Origin of the sequence: Maribacter sp. ACAM166, assembly GCF_005771495.1 — a bacterium.
Taxonomy (GTDB): Bacteria; Bacteroidota; Bacteroidia; order Flavobacteriales; family Flavobacteriaceae; genus Maribacter.
Genome location: NZ_VAUW01000011.1, coordinates 72,654 through 94,499 on the forward strand (window position 1 = coordinate 72,654; position 21,846 = coordinate 94,499).

The following is a 21,846-nucleotide window of genomic DNA, read 5'->3' on the forward strand; positions in this document are numbered from 1 at the left end:
AGGTAGGTTAGAATTGATAATTTAATTTTAAGTATCCTTGAATTCCCGGCATGGTCGGGATATTGTTATCGGTATAGTCCAAAAGATTATTTGCTCCTACCTGTAGTGTGAAATTTTGATAAAAAGTTTTGCCAGCGGCTACATTTATTGTTACGAATCCATCAATAAAACTGGTGTCGTATGTATCGATAAGCCCATTGCCATTGGTATCGAATTGAGCATATTTACTTCTATAAAGAAGCCGTAGATTAAGGTTTGTTTTAGCGGAAGCGATATCATAAAACACTTTGAAGTTGGCATTGTGCCGCGAGCGATTTACGAGTCCGAAATAATCGGATTGGGAGACTGCTACGGCCTGACTTGTAGATGGATCACGTATAAATACTTGTCCATCGTCCACATCTTGTTTTTTCTTCTTATCGTAAGCATATAAAAGCTGATAGCCGGTACTTACATGTACAAAATCTGATACTTTATACCGCGAATTCACTTCGAACCCGGTGGTATAGATTTCATCAAAATTGATATAGCTGAATACATTTTGACCGTTTGTTTTACGAGCAATAATGCGTGTGTCGATAAGGTTCTTAAAATCGTTTCTAAAAAAATTCAATTCAACATTGCTTTTCCCTTCGGTATAGGCAAAACCTATATTGTAGCCAATAGAACTTTCGGCTTCTAAAGGGGTGTTGAGATCATCTTCTGATGCAAGAATATCAAGAATCTGATTTTGTTTATCAAGCTCTTGTAATTTATCGAATACCACATTATACCCAAGAACGGTATAGCCTACTGCCGAGTTCGTGAAGTCGAAATACAACTGTCTAAAATCGGGAGCCTTAAAGCCATAACCTACTGAAGCTTTTACGGCAAAAGCATTGGTTAATTTATAACGCATAGCCAATTTCGGACTAAATTGATTACTGTATTCTGAGTGATTGTCAAAGCGAGCACCAGTAATTATATTCAATCGTTCTATCAAATTAAAATCATACTGAGCATATAGGTATTGCGACGTAAATTGTACGGTTTCATCAAAATAGGTTCTGCTTAATTCATCATATTGAAAACCTAACCCTGTTGTAAGTGTTCCCGATTTCCAACCTACGGTTTCACTTTGTTCAATTGGGGTAAATTTATAGCTACCACGAATTTCTGGGCGAAATAGTTTTTGGTAGAAATCACTATCACTTAAAATAGCTGTAGTAATAGGGTCTGCCAATAACTCTTTGGCGGTGTAATTGGTGTAATACAGTTCGTATGCAGTAGTAAGTTTCTTATTCCATTTGTGGTCGAGTCGTGCGTGTGCGTTCCATTCTCGTTCTTTTGTGTCACCCTCATACTGTATACTATCTACCGGAAAGCCAGCATCTTGTTTTTGGTCATAAAATCGGGCAGAAGTGAATAGGGATAGCTTTTCATTAAAATCATAATACAAGCGTCCATTTAGTGTATAATTCTCAAACGGATTAACAGTCTGTCCTTTAGTATCATTATCTCGGTCATAGCCGTTACTTGAAAATCGATTGGCAAAAAAGCCATACCTAAATTTTTTAAAAACTTGTTTTAGGTCTAGATTAATATCTTGTTGCGTGTAACTACCAATACGGTATGATACATTTCCGTTCAATACATTCGATGTTGGTTTTTCGGTAATAATATTGATGACACCGCCCAAAGCCTCAGAACCGTAAAGACTACTTGACGGGCCTTTGACAACTTCAATCTGTTTGATGTTGCCTATAGTAAGTCGACTTAAATCAAAATTACCAGCACTTCTACCTACAAGGGGAACACCATTCATTAGTATAAGTATGTAGTCGGATGCGATACCTTGAATCTGTACACCTTTAAATCCGCTTTCATCGGTGACAGTTATAATACCAGTCTGTTCATTTAAAATTTCATCTAATCGGATGCTACCTGACTGTAGAATCTTCTTTTTTCCAATTAGGGTCACAGGTAGTGGTAGAGATGATAGTTGTCTACGCGTTCGTGTTGCTGTTACAATTACCTCTTCTAGCACTTGTGAGGGAGTATTTTCATCTTCTGCTTGAGCAGTGACAAACTGAAAGCCTATAATTAGTAAGAGGGACGTAAAGCGAAATTGCATTGTATTTATTTAGAATTAATCTTAATAGCGAGCAAATATAATAACTATTCTTATTTAGAATAAATAAAAATAGTTATTTTTGGCACCGAACCTAAAAAAAATAAATCATACCTAATGAGAACACCTTTACATACACTATTGGCACTATTGGTTTCGATAAGTGTCTTTTCACAAAAACAAAAATTGAAAGAAGACCGCAACGCAATTAAGAATATGTGTGGTTGTTATGAAGTAACCTTCAACTTCGCAGAAACCTTCAACTATAGTAATGATTCTCTGTATAAACCATCAAAAATGAAAATTGATAAAGGTTTAGAATGGGCGCAATTAATTATCGATGAAGATGATAAGCTTTCTATTCAGCATTTACTTCAAGTGGGGAATCCTGCAGAGCCCTATATTGTTAAACACTGGCGCCAAGATTGGTTGTTTGAGAACACAGATCAATATTCTTATAATTCAGATAACACGTGGACATATTCTAAATTACCTGCGGCTGAAGTAAAAGGGCAATGGACACAAAAAGTGTATCAAGTAGATGACAGTCCGCGGTACGAAGGTTCATCAACTTGGGTACATGTAGATGGAAAAAGCTATTGGGAAAATACGGCCGATGCACCAATGCCTAGACGTGAATACACTACAAGAAGTGATTATAATTTGACCGTTCGTGGCAACCGTCAAGAAATTACTGATTATGGTTGGTTGCATGATCAAGATAATGCTAAAGTAATTCGTGAGCCTGGTAAAGAAGATGTTCTACTGGCAAAGGAAAAAGGATATAATACGTATGTAAAGGTGGATGACAGTACATGTGCCGCTGCGGCTAATTGGTGGAAAGAGAATACTGATAAATGGACATTGGTGCGTTCAAAATGGGATGATGTCTATGGTCGTAACCAAAATTTAACTCTAGAAGAAAAGGTGGATAATAAAGTGTTGTACAAATATCTTTTTGATGATGAGTATGACGAACAAACCGAAATTGAAACTGTTATCGAATCTTTTGTAAAAAAATAAGAAAATGAATAGAGTAAAACAAATAGCGGTAGTCGCTTTATTAGTTGTGAGCTTTGTAAGTACAGCCCAACAAAAGAATGAATTACATAATCGAGATTTTTGGAAAGGGAATCCAGATATAGCAGCTGTAAAACAAAAAATTTCAGAAGGTAATAATCCAACGGCATTTAATGACAATGCTTTTGATGCAACAACCTTTGCCTTGTTGGGAAAAGTAGATGTTGAGGTGTTAAAGTATTTAGTATCCTTAGAAGGGAATTCTATTGACAAGAAAACGCACGATAGCCGAATTTATTTACATTGGGCAGGTTATGCTGGCAATGTTGATTTGGTTAAGTATCTGCTTGACGAAGGTTCTTCAGTAACGGCCTTAGATAGTCACCGATATACACCGCTTGCGTTTGCAGCAAACGCAGGTTCAACAAATCCTGTTGTATATGAAACATTTGAAAAGAAAGGGGTAAATCTAGCTAATGAGAAAAATAATCATGGCGCAAACTTATTGCTGATGGTGGCTTCTTCGCTTGAAAATGAGAAAGAATTAGATTTCTTTTTGTCTAAAGGGATGGAACTAGATAGTAAAGATGACGATGGAAATGGAATATTTAATTATGCTTCCAAAAAAGGCAACATAGATTTCTTAAAACTACTCGTTAATAAAGGGGTTGATTATAAGTCTCTAAACAATAAAGGTGGTAATGCTTTTCTTTTTGCAACGCAAGGTGGTCGTGGGTCTAGTAATCCATTAGCAGTTTATGACTATTTAAAAAGTCTAGGTTTAGAACCAAATATCGTTACCAAAGAAGGTAGTACACCTTTGCATAGACTAGCGAGCAATAATAAGGATACAGCTATTTTTGAACTCTTTCTTTCTGCTGGTGCAGATGTGAATCAAAAGGACGAAGAAGGAAATACACCATTTCTTAATGCCGCTTCTCGAAATGAATTGGCTCAAGTGAAACTACTTTCTAAGGATGTAAAAGATTTCAACGTAGCGAATACAAATGGTCAGACGGCTTTAATGCTTGCCGTGGAGAATAATCAAGCTGATGTGGTTGAATTTTTACTACAAAATGAAGCTGATATTTTAGTAAAGGATGCTAAAGGCAATACACTTGCGTATTATTTGGCAGAATCATTTGATACTAGAAAGACGGAAGCTTTTGATGCCAAATTGAAGTTACTTCAAGAAAAAGGGGTTGCATTCAATACCGCACAGTCTGAAGGAAATATATTGTACCATATTGCTGCCAAAAACAATGATTTTGCGTTGTTAAAAAGGATTTCTGATATTGATATTGATATCAATACTAAAAATGACGACGGACTAACGGCATTGCATTTGGCAGCCATGAAAGCCGAGAATGATGAGATGTTGAAATACCTTATTTCAAAAGGAGCTGATACAAAAGTAACGACCGATTTTGAAGAAACGGTTTATGATTTGGCAAGTGAAAATGAATTATTAAAAAATGGGCAAATCTCATTGAGCTTTTTAAAGTAGTCTGAAAGTCAATAACTTGCCAGCCGAAAGGCGAGTGGGTATTTAATTTAATAATGGCAATACCAGCCGATATAATCAGATATATTTTAACTGGTTAGCGAATTTTTATATAGATGAAAAAATTAATCAAATTTATTCCAGTAATTTTATTAGCAGGGTCATTATTGACTGCATTTACCACAGTAGATAAGCAACCCGTTAAATGTCTTATTCAATTAACGAATTATAGTGGCGAAGGTGCTTATATAGTGGTTTCGATTGTTAATGCCGAAGAGAACTATGAAGAGACTTTGTATGTCATAGGGAAAGATAGCGAGTGGTATAGTGAGATAACCGAATGGTGGAAGTTTTACGGAAAGAACCGTCCGAATATAGATGCTATTTCTGGCGAAACCATAAGCGGGGGCGAACGTACTTTGTCTGTATTACAAATACCAATCGATAAAATCGATAAAGGATACAGTCTGCGATTTGAAACTTCTGTTGAAGATCAAGGGTACTTCGCAGATGATATTCAATTTGAGTTGACTTCGGATAATTTAAAAACAAAAGTAGAAGGAAAAGGATTCATTCGTTACGTGCGTATGCTTCCACAATAGAAAGAACAATTAAAGTAGTGATACATGTTTCGGAATAGCTATGAAATGATATTTCGGAACATGTAAATTATAACGGACTATTTCTTTTCTAAGAGTATGCTTAAAAGGAAAATTTAATACCAACAGCACAACTAATATAACTTCTTTTTATGACCATTTCCATCTGGCGGTATAGTCATCTTGCCCTTGCCCTTGTTTCCTCTCTATTTTTAATAGTAGCTTCTGTTACCGGTATTATTTTAGCCGTTGAGCCTATTTCTCATCAGGCAAAAGGGTACGCAGCCGAGAATCTTAATGAAGTTTCACTAGCCACTACTATTGCTGCATTAAAGAATTCGTATGATGAGGTTTTAGCGCTTGAAGTAGAATCATCTGGTTTTGTAAAGGTTTCCGTACTTACGATGGATATGGAAACGCTTGATATTTATATAAACCCTACCACGGGTGAGCAGTTAGGTGAAGTGCAAGAGCGACCCTATATCTATAGTTTTGCGACCAATGTTCACCGTTCTTTATTCCTGAAAAGTATGGGTCGGTTTTTCGTCGGACTTATTTCATTACTTCTTTTTATAATTGTTAGTACAGGTTTGTTCTTACTTGCCAAAAGACAGGGTGGTTTCACTAAATTATTTTTTAAAGTTCAGCAAGATTATTTTGAGTTGCGTTACCATGTAATTTTGAGTAGGTGGTTTTTTATTCCGATTATCATTCTATCACTTACCGGAGTTTATCTATCGGCGGAAAAATTTGACTTGCTTCCTAATACTGCACTTACGCAACAAGAAATTAATAATGAATATTCAGACAAAGTTTATGAGCATATTAAGGACGTTCCATTTTTTCATGAAACTACACTCGATGATGTTCGCCAAGTCGATTTTCCTTTTTCCGAAGACCCAGAAGATTATTATCAAATTGCCATGACGGATAGGGAGATTCAAGTGAATCAACAAACGGGGGCTATAGTGAGTAGTGGAGATTATCCTTTTGTAGTACTAGTATCCCGATTAAGCTGGGTAGTACATACTGGGGAAGGAAATGTTCTATGGTCTATCGTTCTACTCCTCGCCACCGCTTCGATTCTGTTCTTTATATATTCTGGTTTTGTGATGACGCTGAAACGAAGAAAAAAAGGGAAAGTCAGTTCAAATATGCCGGATAAAGACGTTTGTGAATTCATCATTTTGGTTGGTTCAGAAACGGGTACTTCTTTTGATTTTGCACAACGTTTCTATAATGCATTGAGTAAAGCTGGTAAAAAAGTCTATTTGACTGAATTGAATAAGTATACTACTTATGCGAAGGCGAAACACATTATTGTATGTACGGCAACGTATGGTGAAGGTGAGCCACCTACCAATGCACGGAAATTTGAAGCAATTTTTCCAAGCTTTAAGCAACCGAATAAAATAGAATATGCAGTAGTAGGATTTGGTTCGTTAGACTATCCTGATTATTGCAAGTTTGCTATTAAAGTGGATGGCCAGTTACAAGTAAATTCAAATTTTCAACCACTAATACCGCTTTGTAAAATAAACAATGCGGATTTTGATGCTCTCGAACTTTGGGTTGCTCAATGGAGTAATCAGGTTGGTATTCAAGTATCAATTGAACGTCCGTTAGTAAAGATAAAGAAGCGTAAAAAAATACCTTTTGAATTAATTGAGCGTATTGAAGCAAACCTAGATAATACGTTTCTACTTCGCTTTAAACCAAAGCGAAAGATAGCATTTACCTCAGGGGATTTACTTGTCATTTTCCCGGATGGAAATGCATTGGCGCGACACTATTCAATTGCTAGAATGGGAGATGAGGTTTTGTTAAGCATTAAAAAACACAAATTAGGTCGTGGATCTACGTATCTATTTGCTTTGAAAATAGGAGAAAGTATTGAAGCTGCCATTTATGTTAATCCACATTTTCATTTTCCGAAAAATTCTAATACTGCGGTACTTATCGCCAACGGAACCGGTATTGCTCCGTTTTTAGGGATGATGGAGCAAAATAATATGAAGAAAATTTCTTTATTCTGGGGAGGCCGAACTTTAGCATCAGCAGCTATTTATAATGATATTCTAAAAAACGGAATTGCCACAAACGAACATATAACAATTCATAATTGCTTTTCTAGAGAAGAGAATAAACAGTACGTGCAAGACTTAGTCACTGAACAAAAAGAAACCATACTTAACACGATTAATATAGGTGGTACCGTTATGATTTGTGGCTCACTGGCAATGCAGCATGATGTTCTTGATATGTTAGAAAAGGTACTGGAAGAAAATAGTACCGTTAATTTTGCTGAGCTTGAGCATAACGGACAATTAAAAATGGATTGTTATTAGTCTGTAAAAGCTTGTTAAAAAAATGGTGTTAAGTCAAGATATATAGACTTAACACCATTAACTTATAGTTTCGAAAATATCAATCCCACTTCATTTTTTGTAATCGTACGGCATTTAAAATAGCCAGTAAAGCGACACCAACATCTGCAAAAACGGCTTCCCACATGGTTGCTAGTCCGCCTGCTCCCAAAATAAGAACGATAATTTTCACTCCGAAGGCTAGTCCGATATTTTGCCAGACGATTCTTCGGGTAGACTTACCTATTTTGATTGCCCTTGCAACTTTAGAAGGTTGATCAGTCTGTATAATTACATCTGCCGTTTCAATGGCCACATCACTTCCTAGGCCACCCATTGCGATACCAACGTCACTAACAGCAAGTACGGGTGCATCATTAATACCATCACCAATAAATACTACTTTTGTGCCTGGTTCTTTTTTGAGCTTTTCAACTTCTTCGAGCTTATCTTCAGGTAGTAATCCGCCTTTTGCCCAATCAATACCCAATTGTTTTGCTACCTCTTGGGTAATGGAATCTTTATCTCCCGATAGCATGATAATTTTGGTGATACCAGCTGCACGGATTTCCTTTATAGCTTGATGCGCATCATCTTTTAGTTCATCAGCAATTGTTACATAGCCAGCAAATTGGCTATCAATGGCTACCATTACAATAGATTCTACTATGTTATCCATTTCTGATAAAACCTCAATCTGGTTTGACGTCATTAGTGCTTTATTGCCCACTAAAACAGTCTTGCCATTTACAGTTCCTCTCAATCCTTTACCTGCAATTTCCGTAACATCGGTTGCTTTATAATCGGTGCCTTCAGACTTATATTCCATAATAGCTTTGGCAATAGGATGGGTAGATTGCGCTTCTATAGCCATCACGTACTTCATCAAATCTGCCTTGCTAAAATCTTGATATGTAACAAGATCTTTAATTTTAAAAACACCTTTGGTTACCGTACCGGTCTTATCCATTACCACGGTATTTATCTTGGTCATACTATCTAAAAACGAGGCACCTTTAAACAAGATTCCGTTGCGCGATGCAGCGCCTAAACCTCCGAAATATCCCAACGGAATAGAAATTACTAAGGCACACGGACAAGAAATTACGAGGAAAATCAATGCCCTATACAACCAATCTCGAAACACATAATCATCTACAATAAAGTAGGGGAGTAGCGTTAAACCTATCGCAAGATAAACTACAATAGGCGTGTAAACTCTAGCAAATTTTCGAATGAACAACTCTGTTTTTGACTTTCGAGCTGTTGCATTTTGGACCAAATCTAGAATACGGGAAATTGAACTATTTTTAAATTCTTTGGTGGTTTCTATTTCTATTACACCTTCAAGATTGATACTACCGGCAAATACAGAATCGCCTTTTTTAAGGGTATCCGGTTTACTTTCTCCCGTTAATGCAGCGGTATTGAATGTTCCCTTATCGGAAAGTAAAACACCATCTAAAGGGACTTTTTCACCTACTCTAACTTGAATTTTTTCTCCTATTTCTACTTTTTCTGGATCTTCAGAAATAAAAGCGTTATTGCGATAAACTAACGCTTCATTCGGTCGAACATCAAGTAAAGCTTTAATATTGCTTTTAGCTCGGGTAACGGCAGCACTTTGAAAAAGTTCCCCTACGGCATAAAAGACCATTACAGCAACACCTTCGGGATATTCGCCAATTACAAAAGCACCTAATGTAGCTATTGACATTAATAGAAACTCGGTAAAGAAGTCACCATTTTTGATGCTTTTCCATCCTTCTTTTATAACTGGGAATCCTACAGGGATATAAGCAACTATATACCAAGCAAGACGTATCCATCCATCAAAAAATGTAAATGTGTCAAAATAATCTAATGCGATACCTACGATCAACATTATAAAACTGAAAATGGCTGGTAGGTAGGTTTTTAAGTCTGTAGCACTACCTGAGTTATCATGATTATGCCCATCGTCGTGACTGTGAATGCCAGCATGTTTTTGGGTATCAATATCCCGCAAGTTTACTTTTTTCTTTTTCATAATACGTGCAAGGTCTTAAAAATAGTAATGCAACGATAGTGCAATTATTGACTACTACACTTGTCACAGATACCTTTAATAACCAAATTTACGTCTTCAGCGATATAGCCTACCGGAAGATTAATATGTGGTATTTTATGCTCGGTCAAGCAAACCGTTTTGTCACAATTACTGCAATGGAAATGTAGGTGTAAATCTTGGTCGATTTCACAGTTACAACCAGGTTCACACAATGCGAATTTTGAAATATTTGTGCCATCGTCTATTTGATGTACAATTCCTTTATTCTCAAAAGTTTTGAGTGTTCTATATAGTGTAGTGCGCTCTGCTTTATCGAAAGCATTCTCAATATCTGTTAAGGCGACTGCGATTTCCTTTTCGGCCATATACTTATAAACCAGGATGCGCATTGCAGTTGGGCGAACATTTTTATTTTCTAAGGTTTTTTCTATTTTAGTCATTCCATTTTTACTAAAAATATTGGGTTAAAATTTAAGCAATGCGGTTATGGTTTGTATAATCAAATTTATTTTAACATCATTCTTAATGACTATGTTCGGCATCACCTTTTTTAAATTCTGCCATTAGATAGTACGCATTATTGTAGGCAAATCGTTCGTTTTGTTTTTGTTCGCTCATTAAGCGTATCGAAACCCAATCGCCATCTTTTTCTCCTGTAATTACTTCAACCGGTCTAAAACTCCAATCATCACCTTCGGGTACGGCCTTAAAAATAAAGGACTTATTTCCATCGATACTTATAGCACTTTCGGGCATTGCATTGGTTTGAATATTGTCAACTTCGATACGACCCTGTATGAACATACCAGGTATTAAGTTACTATCTTTATTTTCAATTTCAGCATGCACATGTACAGCTTTTGGGTCTTGTTCAAAGGTTTTACTGACTGAATAAATTTCGGCTGTTAAATCTTCATTGGGTCTAGATTGTAGTACGAACCGTACCATTTGACCCTTTTTAATTTTATCCACGTCTCTTTCAAACACCATCAAATCGGCATGTACATGGTGTGTGTTTACAATATCTATTATATCTGTTTGGGGCTGCACAAATTGACCTGTTTTAACCTTCACTTTTTGTACATATCCTTCGATGGGACTGAGTAAAGCGACTCGTTGATATATTGTGCCCTTGCGAACACCGCTCACGTTAATGCTATACTGCTTCAACTGTGCTTCTAATCCATTGACCATTGCTTTAGATGCCTGATAATCTGCTGTAGCCTTTTGGTAATTCATTCCAGACGCTACACCAGCTTCATATAGTTTCAGCTGTCTTTGGTATTCCTTATCCAAATATTGGCTATTGCTATATGCATTCAAATAATCGCTTTGTAGTTGTACAATACTGGGATGCGATACATAGGCTACAGTTTGATTTTTATCGACTTTGTCGCCTTCGATAACTTCTATTGAAACCACTTTTGCACCTGTTATAGTGGTAATTGTGGCTTCATTTTGCGGTGGGACTTCAAGTTGACCATTTGCTTCCACATAACCACTCATTTTTCGTTGTTTTAGCGTGTCAATTTGCATCTTTAGTGCACTAAATTGTTGGCCAGAAATCATAACTTCTTGAAATTGAACAGCATCATCTTTATGGTTATCAACTGTTTTGGCGATATCTGATTTTGAGTTTCCACAGGATGAGATGCTGAGGTTTATTAGCAGTAATCCGATCCATTTATAGGTTTGTATTAGTTTCATTTTATAGAGTATAATAGTGTAGTTTAAATAATGAGTTTAAGTAGTTGTCAAGTGTATCGAGAGCATCCATTTCCGTCTGTATAGCATCACGAATTATTTGTGTAAAAGAAGCGTAATCTACTGCGCCTTCTTTATAAGCAAGTAAGGCTCCGTTTCGTTGTTCTAAGGCAAGGGGTATTGCTTTGTCTTTATAGAAGAACCAACTCTGCTGCCAAATTTCAAAATTCTGTTCTGCTTGGATATATTCAGATTGTAACTGGCGCTCTTTAAAGGCGGCATCGTTTTCTATAATCTGTCTATCTAAATCGGCTGCTTTCACGCGACTTCGCTCAGGACCCGAAAATAACGGAACAGAAATACCCGCTTGATAGCTGTTAAATCCACTTTCGCCATTTACACGTTGTAGTCCGCCTTGAATATTGAATTTAGGAAGTAAATCGGCTTTAGCAGCACTGTAGGTGGCATCTGCTTCATCTACCCGTTTTTGAGAAAGTAGAAATTCTGGATGTTCGTTACTGTTGAAATCATGAACCAAACCAGTTATTTCAAATGGTTTAAATTCATCAGTCACGGTGTACATCGTTTCTGGAACAAGCCACAAATTTAATTTCTGTAACGCTATATGATAATTACCAATCGCTTGCCGAAGGGTATTGTTTATTTGAAGTGCCTGATTTTTTGCAGAGGCATACTCCAATCTTGAAATTGCTTCCACTTCATAATTGAGTTCTACAGTTAGGGAGAACTGAGCATAGATGCTATCCAATTCTTTATACAACCTAAACTTTCGTTTTGCTTGATAGGCATGTGACCACGCTTCTTTTACTTCCAACTCAACTTGTAATTCGGATAGACTGTATGCGGTTTTAGCTAATTCTACCCGTTGCTTTTGAAGTCGTTTTTTAGCTCGAATACCAAGCAGGTCAATTTTTTGCTGTCCGAAACCTATTACTGTATAGATGCCTTTCTCAGCTGAAATTTCTTCACCACCAGTAAAAACTTGGGTAGTTCCGAAATCATATGTATTACCAGAAAGGGCATTTTGCCTATCTATTGCTAACCGGGTCGATTTAAGTGATGGATAATTTTCTTTTGCCAACTGAGTTGCTTGTTCTAAGGTAATAGGAGGAAGGTTATCAGTACCTTCTATTTGTTGTGCCTCTGCTATAATAAAGGAAAACAAGAATATAACTACCGAGGTAACAGTTACAAATTTAGAATTGATCTTGGTCTTTATCTTTTCACGGTTTTCAACCCACTGGTAAAAAACGGGTAGTATGAATAACGTGAGCAGGGTAGACGTAACTAAACCACCTATTACAACGGTTGCAAGTGGCCGTTGTACTTCGGCACCTGCGGATAATGAAATAGCCATAGGTAAGAATCCTAAAATATCTGTAAATGCAGTAAGCATTATAGGCCTTATCCTGCGTTTGGTTCCTTCTATAATTCTATCCGATAGATTAGTGACACCTTCTTCTTTTAATTCATTCAAGCCGCTTATCATGACTAAACCGTTTAATACTGCCACACCGAATAATACGATAAAACCAACACCTGCCGAGATGCTAAATGGCATGTCACGTAGCCATAGGGCGAAAACTCCACCAATGGTAGCCATTGGTATGGCCAAATAAATCATTAACGTTTGAGGAAATGATTTCAATGCAAAATAAATCAAGATGAAAATAAGTAGTAGTGCAATGGGTACTACTGTTTGAAGTCGATTACTGGCTCTTTCAAGATTTTCAAATGCACCACCATAGCGAATGAAATATCCTGGGGGTAATTTAAAATCAGCATCTAATCTTGCCTGTATATCTTCTACCACAGATTTTACGTCCCTACCACGAATATTGATACCAACGTAGGTTCTTCTATTCGTATTATCACGACTTATCTGCATCGGTCCTGATTCATAATCAATAGTTGCCAACTCACGTAAGGGAATTTGCGCACCACTTGGGAGATTAATGTACAGATTTTGAATGTCATCTATACTGGTACGATTCTCTTCTTTAAGTCGCACTACCAAATCAAATCGCTTTTCCCCTTCAAAAATGACGCCTGCTTGAGCACCCGCAAAAGCAGCCTGTATGACGTCGTTCAGTTGATTGATACTTAAACCATACTGGGCTAGTTTGTTGCGGTTATAGTCAATAGTTATTTGTGGTAGACCGTCTATTGCTTCTACCTTCATATCTGCCACACCAGGGACTTTTGCGATGATTTTACCCATTTCTGTGGCCTTGCTTGCCAATACGTTTAAATCTTCACCAAATAATTTGATGGCAACGTCTTCACGAACACCCGTGATTAGTTCATTGAACCGCATTTCGATGGGTTGTGTAAACTCATAATTTACACCAGGTATGATACTTATTTCTTTTTTTATCAGTTCTACTAATTCACTTTTTGAACTTGCAGAGGTCCATTCATCGCTTGGTTTTAGAATTGCAAAAACATCAGCGATATCCATTGGCATCGGGTCGGTAGGTACATCAGCAACACCAATACGACTAATGACAGTTTTTACTTCGGGAAATTTAGCTTTAACAATTTGTTCAATTTTGGTAGTTGTCTCAATCGTTTCAGAAAGGGAACTACCTGGTTTTAAAATCGCGTGGAAAGCAATATCACCTTCATCTAACTTAGGTATGAATTCACCTCCCATTCGTGTAAAGGCAACTACTGCAACTATAAAAAGTACAATTGCCGTACCCACAATAACTTTACCTTTTTTAAGCGATAGTATCAGTAACGGCTCATATTTGTTTTCTACCCATTTTACGATACGGTCGCCATATGATTTTTTATCTGTTTTTGGCGCGCGCAGAAATAATGCTGAAATCATCGGTACATACGTCAAACAAAGTAGCATTGCACCGATCATTGCAAAAATAAATGTAAGTGCCATGGGGCGAAACATTTTTCCTTCAACACCTTCTAGTGCTAGAATAGGTAGAAAGACGATTAAGATAATGAGCTGACCAAAAAAGGCGGCGTTCATCATTTTCTTAGACGCCTTAGCAGCGATATCATCTCTTGTTTCGGTCGTAACTGTTTTCTTTTTGACCACATAGCTATACATTAAGAAGACGGTGGACTCCACAATGATAACGGCCCCATCTACGATGATTCCGAAATCAATGGCGCCTAAGCTCATTAGATTGACCCATACATCGAATACATTCATTAGAATGAAGGCAAACAATAAGGATAGTGGGATTGTAGACGCCACAATTAAACCGCCACGCCAGTTTCCTAAAAGTAGAACTAAGATAAAAATCACGATTAACCCACCTTCGAGTAAGTTGCCTGTTACAGTGCTGGTCGTGTCTGCAATAAGTTCGCTACGGTCAAGAAAAGGTTTAATCGTTACCCCTTCTGGTAATGATTTTTGAATTTGCTTCACTCGCTCGGTGACCTTCTCGATTACTTCATTTGTATTGGCACCTTTTAGCATTAAAATCATTCCGCCAACGGCCTCTCCTTTTCCATCTTTGGTCATTGCACCATAACGCACCGCACTACCGATATTTACATCACCAACATCCTTAATTTTTATTGGAATACCGTTTACGTTTTTGACAAGGATATTTTCAATATCTGAAACGGTACGTGCCAAACCTTCGCCACGTATAAAGTTAGCTTGATGGTTTCGTTCAATGTATGCCCCACCGGTATTCTGATTGTTGTTTTCTAAAGCTGTAAATACTTCAGAAATAGAAATTCCAATCGCTTGTAAATCATCTGGATCTACTGCAACTTCATATTGTTTTTGATTTCCGCCAAAAGCGTTTACTTCAACCACTCCCGGCACCATGGCCATTTGCCTACGAACAATCCAGTCTTGCATGGTCCTTAGTTCTGTTATTGAATATGTATTCTGGAATTCAGTATCAACTTCTAGCGTGTATTGATAAATTTCACCTAGGCCTGTTGAAATTGGCCCCATAGAGGGTTCGCCAAATCCGGATGGAATTTGTTTTTGAACTTCGGGTAGTTTTTCGGCTACTAACTGTCGTGGTAAATAAGTGCCCATGTCGTCGTCGAATACAATGGTGACAACAGAAAGGCCAAAACGAGATACCGAACGAATCTCTGTTACGCTTGGTAGATTGCTCATCGCCACCTCTACAGGGTAGGTTACAAATTGTTCGATGTCTTCTGTACCCAGGTTGGGTGATTGGGTGATTACTTGTACCTGATTATTTGTAATATCGGGTACAGCATCAACAGGTACTTGGGTCATACTCCATATTCCTGCTCCTATTAGAGCAAGGGTGAATAGACCAATAATAAATTTGTTATTGATTGAAAAATCAATGATTTTGTTAATCATAGATTAAGGCATTAATTCAGTTTAAAAAAAGAGTGTTTGCTTTCGAGAATACAAAACAGCATTGATGCTTTCAGAATTGAAAACATCAAATCAGGATATAGTTATCCTAAAAAAAAAGAATTATGCCCTTGGGGGTTGTAATAAAGAAATCGGAAAGTTTTTACCAGCATTCTGTGAATATGCAAATACCTCGTTTGAAATATATGGCTGAAAAGGTACATAAGGAATTAATCCAAAATCGATAGTATGCATGTGGCAACAGTGGCATTGGCAAAAAGGCGAGCAAAGATCGCTTGAATTGTGATTATGGTCACCGTCTGTAGCTTGTGAATATTCTGTTTGTACATCATCATTATCTGCAATCGTATCACTGCAAGGGGCAAAATTGAGCCCTAGCAAATAAATTGCGAGTATGATGGTAAGATTTTTCACAAAGCAAAGATAATAGTTTCTAAATGCAAATGGTGTGCGTTGTCTATTTTATGAATGCTTTAAGTAGTATTGACGGTGATGCCCTGTATAACGTTCTCATAATATGAATAGTATGCCTTAATTCATTTCAATACCTTAAACATCTAGAATCATAGAAATGAATTTCTTATTCAGACTTAAATAAAAAACTGTTAGTCAATATCATGGGCAATATGAAAAATAGCATCTCCTTGATTTACAATTGGGGATTCATTGATGCATATAATATAACCAGTATCACTGGCTTTTATTTTACGTTCAAAATAACCAAACGGACCTGAAATACTACCCATTTCAGTGCCTTTTTCCACTTTTTGACCCACCTTTACAAGTGGGTGGAACATGCCAGAGTGTTTGGCCCTTAGCCATTTAGAGGCATTTACCAATTTAGGGATAATTTGTTTTGTGGTCAATTCAGCGAGTTCTTCACTAAAATCGCGCATGCCCAAATGGTGCATTACGCGTAAAGCCCCAACAATACCTGTATCGGTAATCTCGCTATCAATGTGTAGCGATTTACCACCCTCGTAGAGCAATACCAACTTATTTAGTTGATGTAATGTTTCCCGAAATGATTTTTCTCTTCCAGCTGATTTAACAATAAATTCAGCACCAAAAATTTTTGCCAATGCGAGCCCATCCTGATCATTTTTATCAATTCTTATTTGAGGTGCGTTGAAACGACTGTCGCCGCCCGTATGATAATCGATACAGCAATCGATGATTGGAGCAATATCTTTAACGAGATGAAAAGCAAACCTACTAGCTAATGAACCTCGTAAGCTTCCAGGAAAAACCCTGTTTAAATCCCTGCCATCGGGAAATTGTCTACTTTGATTTAGGAATCCGAATATGTTTACCACAGGAATACAGATGACCATTCCACATGCTGGTTTGTTATATTTTTTGGATACGAGTTGCCGTACAATTTCTACTCCGTTAATTTCATTACCATGAATACCTCCAGTAATCAATAAGGTAGGACCGTCCTTTTTACCTCGTTGAACAATTACAGGAACTTCTATTTTAGTTCTGGTATGTAATTTGGCTATATCTAAATTTAGTTGGGCGCCTTTGCCTTTTTCAATGGCATGACCTAAAACCGTGTATTTATTACTCGACATTTCGTTCTACGTACTTAATAATTTTTCCTGCTATATTTTTACCTGTGGCAGTCTCAATTCCCTCCAAACCTGGTGATGAATTTACTTCTAGAATTAATGGTCCTCTAGCTGACTGTAGCATATCTACACCGGCTACGCCTAAGCCCAGACATTTTGCTGCCTTTATTGCTGCATTTTCTTCCTCATCGGTAAGTTCAATAATTTCTGCCGAACCTCCTCTATGAAGATTAGACCTGAATTCTCCTTCTTGACCTTGTCGTTTCATTGAACCCACGACTACACCGTCAATCACAAAAGCCCTAATATCAGCACCTTTTGCTTCTTTTATAAACTCTTGTACAATTACTCTTGCTTGTAATCCATTAAAAGCTTCTAAAATAGATTCCGCCGAATTACGGTTATCGGCAAGTACGACACCTAACCCTTGTGTGCCTTCCAGCAGTTTAATGACCACTGGTGCACCACCTGCTTTATCGATTATAGCTCCAACATTTTTAGAATAATTACTAAAAATAGTCTTTGGTAGACCTAAACCAGCTCGTGACAGTATTTGTAAACTTCTTAATTTATCTCGTGAACGAACTAAAGCCTGTGACTCTACCGAACTGAAAATTTTCATCATCTCGAATTGACGCACTACTGCGGTACCATAAAAAGTAATAGAGGCGCCGATACGGGGTATAACACCATCAAAACCCTCTATTTCTTTACCTTGATAAATAAGTCCTGGTTTTTTCTTCTCTATAATCAAATCACATTTAGAGTGATCAATTATATGCATATCATGACCTTTAGCTTCACCAGCCTCAACGAGACGTTTGGTTGAATATAAATTAGGGTTTTGAGATAATATGGCAATTTTCATTTAAGCATTAGATTAAATAGTGTTATTATTTATATTCTTAATATGTACTTGTCAAGTAGAATATTTTAAAATGTCACAAGAATTATATTGCAGTATTGACTACAATTTATTTGAACAATAGTACACTAAATATTTGATGTATGAACTTTGAAATCTATATACTACGTTATATTATAAGATTATTATCTGAAGAACTTGCTCCTTTCGGTGATGCAAAAACCAAAATTTTTAATGTTCCAATATAGTTTGATTATTAGCTTTTCTAAAGTAACATATATTCTTTAGGACTGTATTTCTATTTTGATATTTATTTATTAGCAGTTTTATAATTAACCACCGTATTTATGGGCCCAAGTAGTCCAGGCACTCGAATTGGAGTCAGTGCTATGTCTCCGGTATGTTGTCTAAACGTACTTTTACCATCTATAAGGGTATTCCTGTCATAAGAAATTCTATTGCGTTTAATCTATTCTAGCTAGTAATAGATAAACGTTTCCTTAAGGTCTACTAGCAATAAAAATTCCTTTAGCGTCAACCCAATTAACTTTTAAGAAATTAAAAGTCTATGAGCGATGTAAAAAGGATTGGTTTAAAATAAATTTATATTTGATGAATCTATTTATATTTTATTTCCTTTTAATTATATGAAAATTATTAAGCAAGTATTGGTTGTTATTTATTTAGTTTTTTTAGGTTCCTGTGGGAACGATGGTTCTAAAATGGTTGAGAACAATGGGCAAGAGAAAATTGCTATAGAAGATTTCGATTATACGAATGACCTTATACATGAAACGAGTCCTTATTTATTACAACATGCCCATAATCCTGTTGATTGGAAACCTTGGGCGGATAGCACCTTTAAAAACGCCGCAAAGAAAAACCGCTTAGTTGTGTTAAGTATAGGATATTCTACGTGTCATTGGTGCCATGTAATGGAAGAGGAATCTTTTGAAGATTTAGAGGTGGCACGCTTGATGAATGAGAAATTTGTGAGCATAAAGGTAGATCGCGAAGAACGGCCAGATTTAGATATGGTCTATCAAACAGCATTGCAGTTGGTGAATGGAACAGGAGGATGGCCGATGAACGCTATTATATTGCCAAATGGGAGTCCAGTTTATTTAGGAACATATCACACCAAAGAAGAATGGAAATCTATTCTGATTAAATTCAGTACTGAGTTTGAGAAGAATCCAGATAAGATGAAGGAGTATGCAACCATGTTGGCAAATGGTGTTCAAGAGGTTTATGAACAACCGGCAAAACAGCTTGCAAATTCGGTCACACCTGATAAAATTAGTAAGGGAGTTAAGGCATGGTCTAAATCATGGGATTTAGAATGGGGTGGAACTATAGGGCAACAGAAGTTTATTATCCCGACTAATTTGAATATGCTTTTGGAGTATTCAGTTTTACAGCAAAATGAAGATGTGATGAGTTATGTTTTTAAAACACTTAATAAAGTCTCGCAAGGTGGTATTTATGATCACGTTGGAGGAGGGTTTTTTAGATACAGCACAGATTCTAAATGGAAAGTACCACACTTTGAAAAAATGCTGTACGACAATGCCCAGATGATGGGGATATTATCAAAGGCATTTAAAATTAATGGAGATAAAGCGTATGGGAAGATGGTTGAAGAAACGTTTGCGTTTTTAAAAACCGAAATGCGAAATGAAGAAGGGGGTTATTTTAGTGCCATGGATGCAGATACCAATGGGGAAGAGGGGCTATATTATGTTTGGAAAAAGAATGAACTGCAATCCATATTAGGAGATGATTTTGAATTATTCTCAACGTTTTATGAAATCAAGACTAGTGAAGTTTGGGAAAACGAGAATTTTGTGCTATTTAATACCTTGTCTGTTGCTGATTTTTCAAAACAGGAATCAATTTCAAAAGAAGTTTTAGAAAATAAAATCAAAAATTGGAAAACGATACTATATGAAGCTCGTCAGAAAAGGCTGAAACCATCCAAAGATTATAAGATAATCACTTCATGGAATGCCTTATTAATTGATGGATTAGTGGAAGCATTTAAAACTTTTAAAGATGAAAATTATCTAACTGAAGCAAAGTTAATTTTTGAGTACTTAGAATCGAATAATTATAAAAACAAACAATTAGTGCACTCCTACACAACAGATAGTAAGCAAAAAGAAGTCTTTTTAGAAGATTATGCCTTGTTAGCCAAAAGTGCCATTAGTCTATATGAGGTGACCTTAGATGTGTCATATTTAAATAGTGCAAAAGAATTAATGAATAGCGCGATTTCAAAATATAGCAGTGATTCTGGGTTGTTTTATTATAATGTGGCTAGTAAATTAGTACCAAAAATCATAAATACATCCGATGGGGTAGTACCATCAGCTAATGCAATTATGGCACAGAATCTTTTTAAATTAGGTCATCTTGAGTATAATACCGAATATTTAGAAGATGCAAAATTGATGGGTTCATTACTGATAGAAAATTTTGAAAATCAAGCTGTTAGTTATGGAACTTGGGGTTCATTATTGTTAAATCAAGCATATCCATTCTATGAAATTGCGATAGTCGGTACTACTGCTAATAATCTGATAGCAGAAATGGGTAGTATGTATTTGGCAAACTCGCTGTTGGTAGGTAGTGCAATTTCGAGTGATATAGCGTTATTTAAAGATCGTTATTCCGTTGATGGAACCTTTATATATGTGTGTCAAAACAATACGTGTAAGTTGCCTGTAAGAACAGTTAAGGAAGCTTATGAACAAATGAAATCATTTGGTTATAAAGGTTTTGATTCAACACAATTCAATGTGTCATTTTAATGATTTTATTTTAAAAGGATCGACCCTTTTCTTGTAGCATCAAACCATAAACTTAAATTCAATAGTAAATTTCCTTATACCTTAGTTTTATGGAAGAATGGTACGCATACCCCTTATTAATTCTCGTTGGTTTTATAGTTGGTTTTATTAATACAGTTGCCGGTGGAGGTTCTTTGCTTTCACTACCTATTCTAATTTTTCTAGGCTTACCATCTACCTTGGCCAATGGTACCAATAGGGTAGCCATAATATTTCAGACAGCAATAGCAACTGCAGGTTTTAAAAGTAAAGGGGTAAGTACATTTCCATTTAATATATATTTAGGTAGTTCTGCTTTTTTTGGCTCAATAATAGGTGCACAATTGGCCGTAGATATAAGTGGTGCATTATTTAATCGAATATTGGCTATTGTCATGTTTTGTGTGGTAGCTATTATAGCCTTCGCACCCAAAATAGGAATCAAAGAAGTAGAAGAGCGTCTTACAGGTAAATACTTGTGGCTTGGTATCATTGTATTTTTCTTTTTCGGAATTTATGGAGGTTTTATTAACGCCGGTTTGGGATTTATAATGATTCTATTCTTGCATTATATAAATAGAATGACACTAGTACGTTCTAATGCCACTAAGGTAGCAGTGGTATTTATGTATATGGTATCTGCATTAATTGTGTTTGCAGTAAACGATCAGGTAAATTGGAAAATCGGATTGATATTAGCTATTGGTAACGGCAGCGGTGCTTGGTTAGCGAGTAGAATATCGGTAAATAAAGGAGACGGATTCGTTAAGAAATTCTTGATTGTTATGGTGCTGATACTGGCCATAAAACTTTGGTTTTATCAATAATTTAAACAAGATTTGTATAACTACTAAAAT

General features: G+C 36.4%; 14 protein-coding genes. 6 read left to right on the forward strand and 8 right to left on the reverse strand.

The genetic code is table 11. The features are described from left to right. Positions 1 to 7 precede the first annotated feature (7 nt). Positions 8 to 2,113 (reverse strand): TonB-dependent receptor plug domain-containing protein, encoded by a 2,106-nt coding sequence (locus ES765_RS09860; RefSeq protein WP_138113721.1) that lies wholly within the window; start codon positions 2,111 to 2,113, stop codon positions 8 to 10. Positions 2,114 to 2,227: 114 nt separating this feature from the next. Between ES765_RS09860 and ES765_RS09865 the strand changes: the two genes are divergently transcribed. From ES765_RS09865 to ES765_RS09880, 4 genes are all read left to right on the forward strand, one after another. After that, positions 2,228 to 3,133, forward strand: a complete 906-nt coding sequence (locus tag ES765_RS09865) for a DUF6607 family protein (protein WP_138113723.1) — start codon at positions 2,228 to 2,230, stop codon at positions 3,131 to 3,133. Positions 3,134 to 3,137: 4 nt separating this feature from the next. Further along, positions 3,138 to 4,637, forward strand: coding sequence for an ankyrin repeat domain-containing protein (locus tag ES765_RS09870; RefSeq protein WP_138113725.1), 1,500 nt, complete (start codon positions 3,138 to 3,140; stop codon positions 4,635 to 4,637). 113 nt (positions 4,638 to 4,750) lie between these two features. Beyond that, positions 4,751 to 5,236: a DUF2271 domain-containing protein gene (locus tag ES765_RS09875; protein WP_138113727.1), complete on the forward strand. Its 486-nt coding sequence runs from the start codon at positions 4,751 to 4,753 to the stop codon at positions 5,234 to 5,236. Positions 5,237 to 5,385: 149 nt separating this feature from the next. After that, positions 5,386 to 7,581, forward strand: coding sequence for a PepSY domain-containing protein (locus ES765_RS09880; RefSeq protein ID WP_138113729.1), 2,196 nt, complete (start codon positions 5,386 to 5,388; stop codon positions 7,579 to 7,581). A 79-nt stretch (positions 7,582 to 7,660) separates the two neighbouring features. Here the strand turns inward: ES765_RS09880 and ES765_RS09885 are convergent, their stop codons facing one another. The 7 genes from ES765_RS09885 to rimK all read right to left on the reverse strand — a co-directional run bounded on the left by ES765_RS09885 (position 7,661) and on the right by rimK (position 18,161). Next, a complete protein-coding gene (locus tag ES765_RS09885; RefSeq protein ID WP_138113731.1) occupies positions 7,661 to 9,628 on the reverse strand; it encodes a heavy metal translocating P-type ATPase in 1,968 nt (655 codons plus the stop codon). A 44-nt stretch (positions 9,629 to 9,672) separates the two neighbouring features. Continuing rightward, a complete protein-coding gene (locus tag ES765_RS09890) occupies positions 9,673 to 10,089 on the reverse strand; it encodes a Fur family transcriptional regulator (protein ID WP_138113733.1) in 417 nt (138 codons plus the stop codon). 82 nt (positions 10,090 to 10,171) lie between these two features. Then, positions 10,172 to 11,356: an efflux RND transporter periplasmic adaptor subunit gene (locus ES765_RS09895; protein ID WP_138113735.1), complete on the reverse strand. Its 1,185-nt coding sequence runs from the start codon at positions 11,354 to 11,356 to the stop codon at positions 10,172 to 10,174. Between the two features lies 1 nt (position 11,357). After that, positions 11,358 to 15,701, reverse strand: a complete 4,344-nt coding sequence (locus ES765_RS09900) for a CusA/CzcA family heavy metal efflux RND transporter (RefSeq protein ID WP_138113737.1) — start codon at positions 15,699 to 15,701, stop codon at positions 11,358 to 11,360. A 120-nt stretch (positions 15,702 to 15,821) separates the two neighbouring features. Beyond that, positions 15,822 to 16,133 (reverse strand): DUF6660 family protein, encoded by a 312-nt coding sequence (locus ES765_RS09905; RefSeq protein ID WP_138113739.1) that lies wholly within the window; start codon positions 16,131 to 16,133, stop codon positions 15,822 to 15,824. A gap of 191 nt (positions 16,134 to 16,324) precedes the next feature. Beyond that, complete coding sequence (locus ES765_RS09910; RefSeq protein ID WP_138113741.1) at positions 16,325 to 17,296, reverse strand: succinylglutamate desuccinylase/aspartoacylase family protein; 972 nt, start codon at positions 17,294 to 17,296, stop codon at positions 16,325 to 16,327. Further along, complete coding sequence (rimK, locus tag ES765_RS09915; protein ID WP_138113743.1) at positions 17,286 to 18,161, reverse strand: 30S ribosomal protein S6--L-glutamate ligase; 876 nt, start codon at positions 18,159 to 18,161, stop codon at positions 17,286 to 17,288. Before rimK ends, ES765_RS09910 begins: the two co-directional genes overlap by 11 nt. A gap of 644 nt (positions 18,162 to 18,805) precedes the next feature. Here rimK and ES765_RS09920 point away from each other — a divergent pair. Both ES765_RS09920 and ES765_RS09925 read left to right on the forward strand, forming a co-directional pair. Then, the gene (locus ES765_RS09920; RefSeq protein ID WP_138113745.1) at positions 18,806 to 20,971 is read left to right on the forward strand and encodes a thioredoxin domain-containing protein; all 2,166 of its coding nucleotides are present in this window, start codon (positions 18,806 to 18,808) and stop codon (positions 20,969 to 20,971) included. Positions 20,972 to 21,060: 89 nt separating this feature from the next. Further along, positions 21,061 to 21,816: a sulfite exporter TauE/SafE family protein gene (locus ES765_RS09925; RefSeq protein ID WP_138113747.1), complete on the forward strand. Its 756-nt coding sequence runs from the start codon at positions 21,061 to 21,063 to the stop codon at positions 21,814 to 21,816. The last annotated feature ends 30 nt before the right edge of the window (positions 21,817 to 21,846 follow it).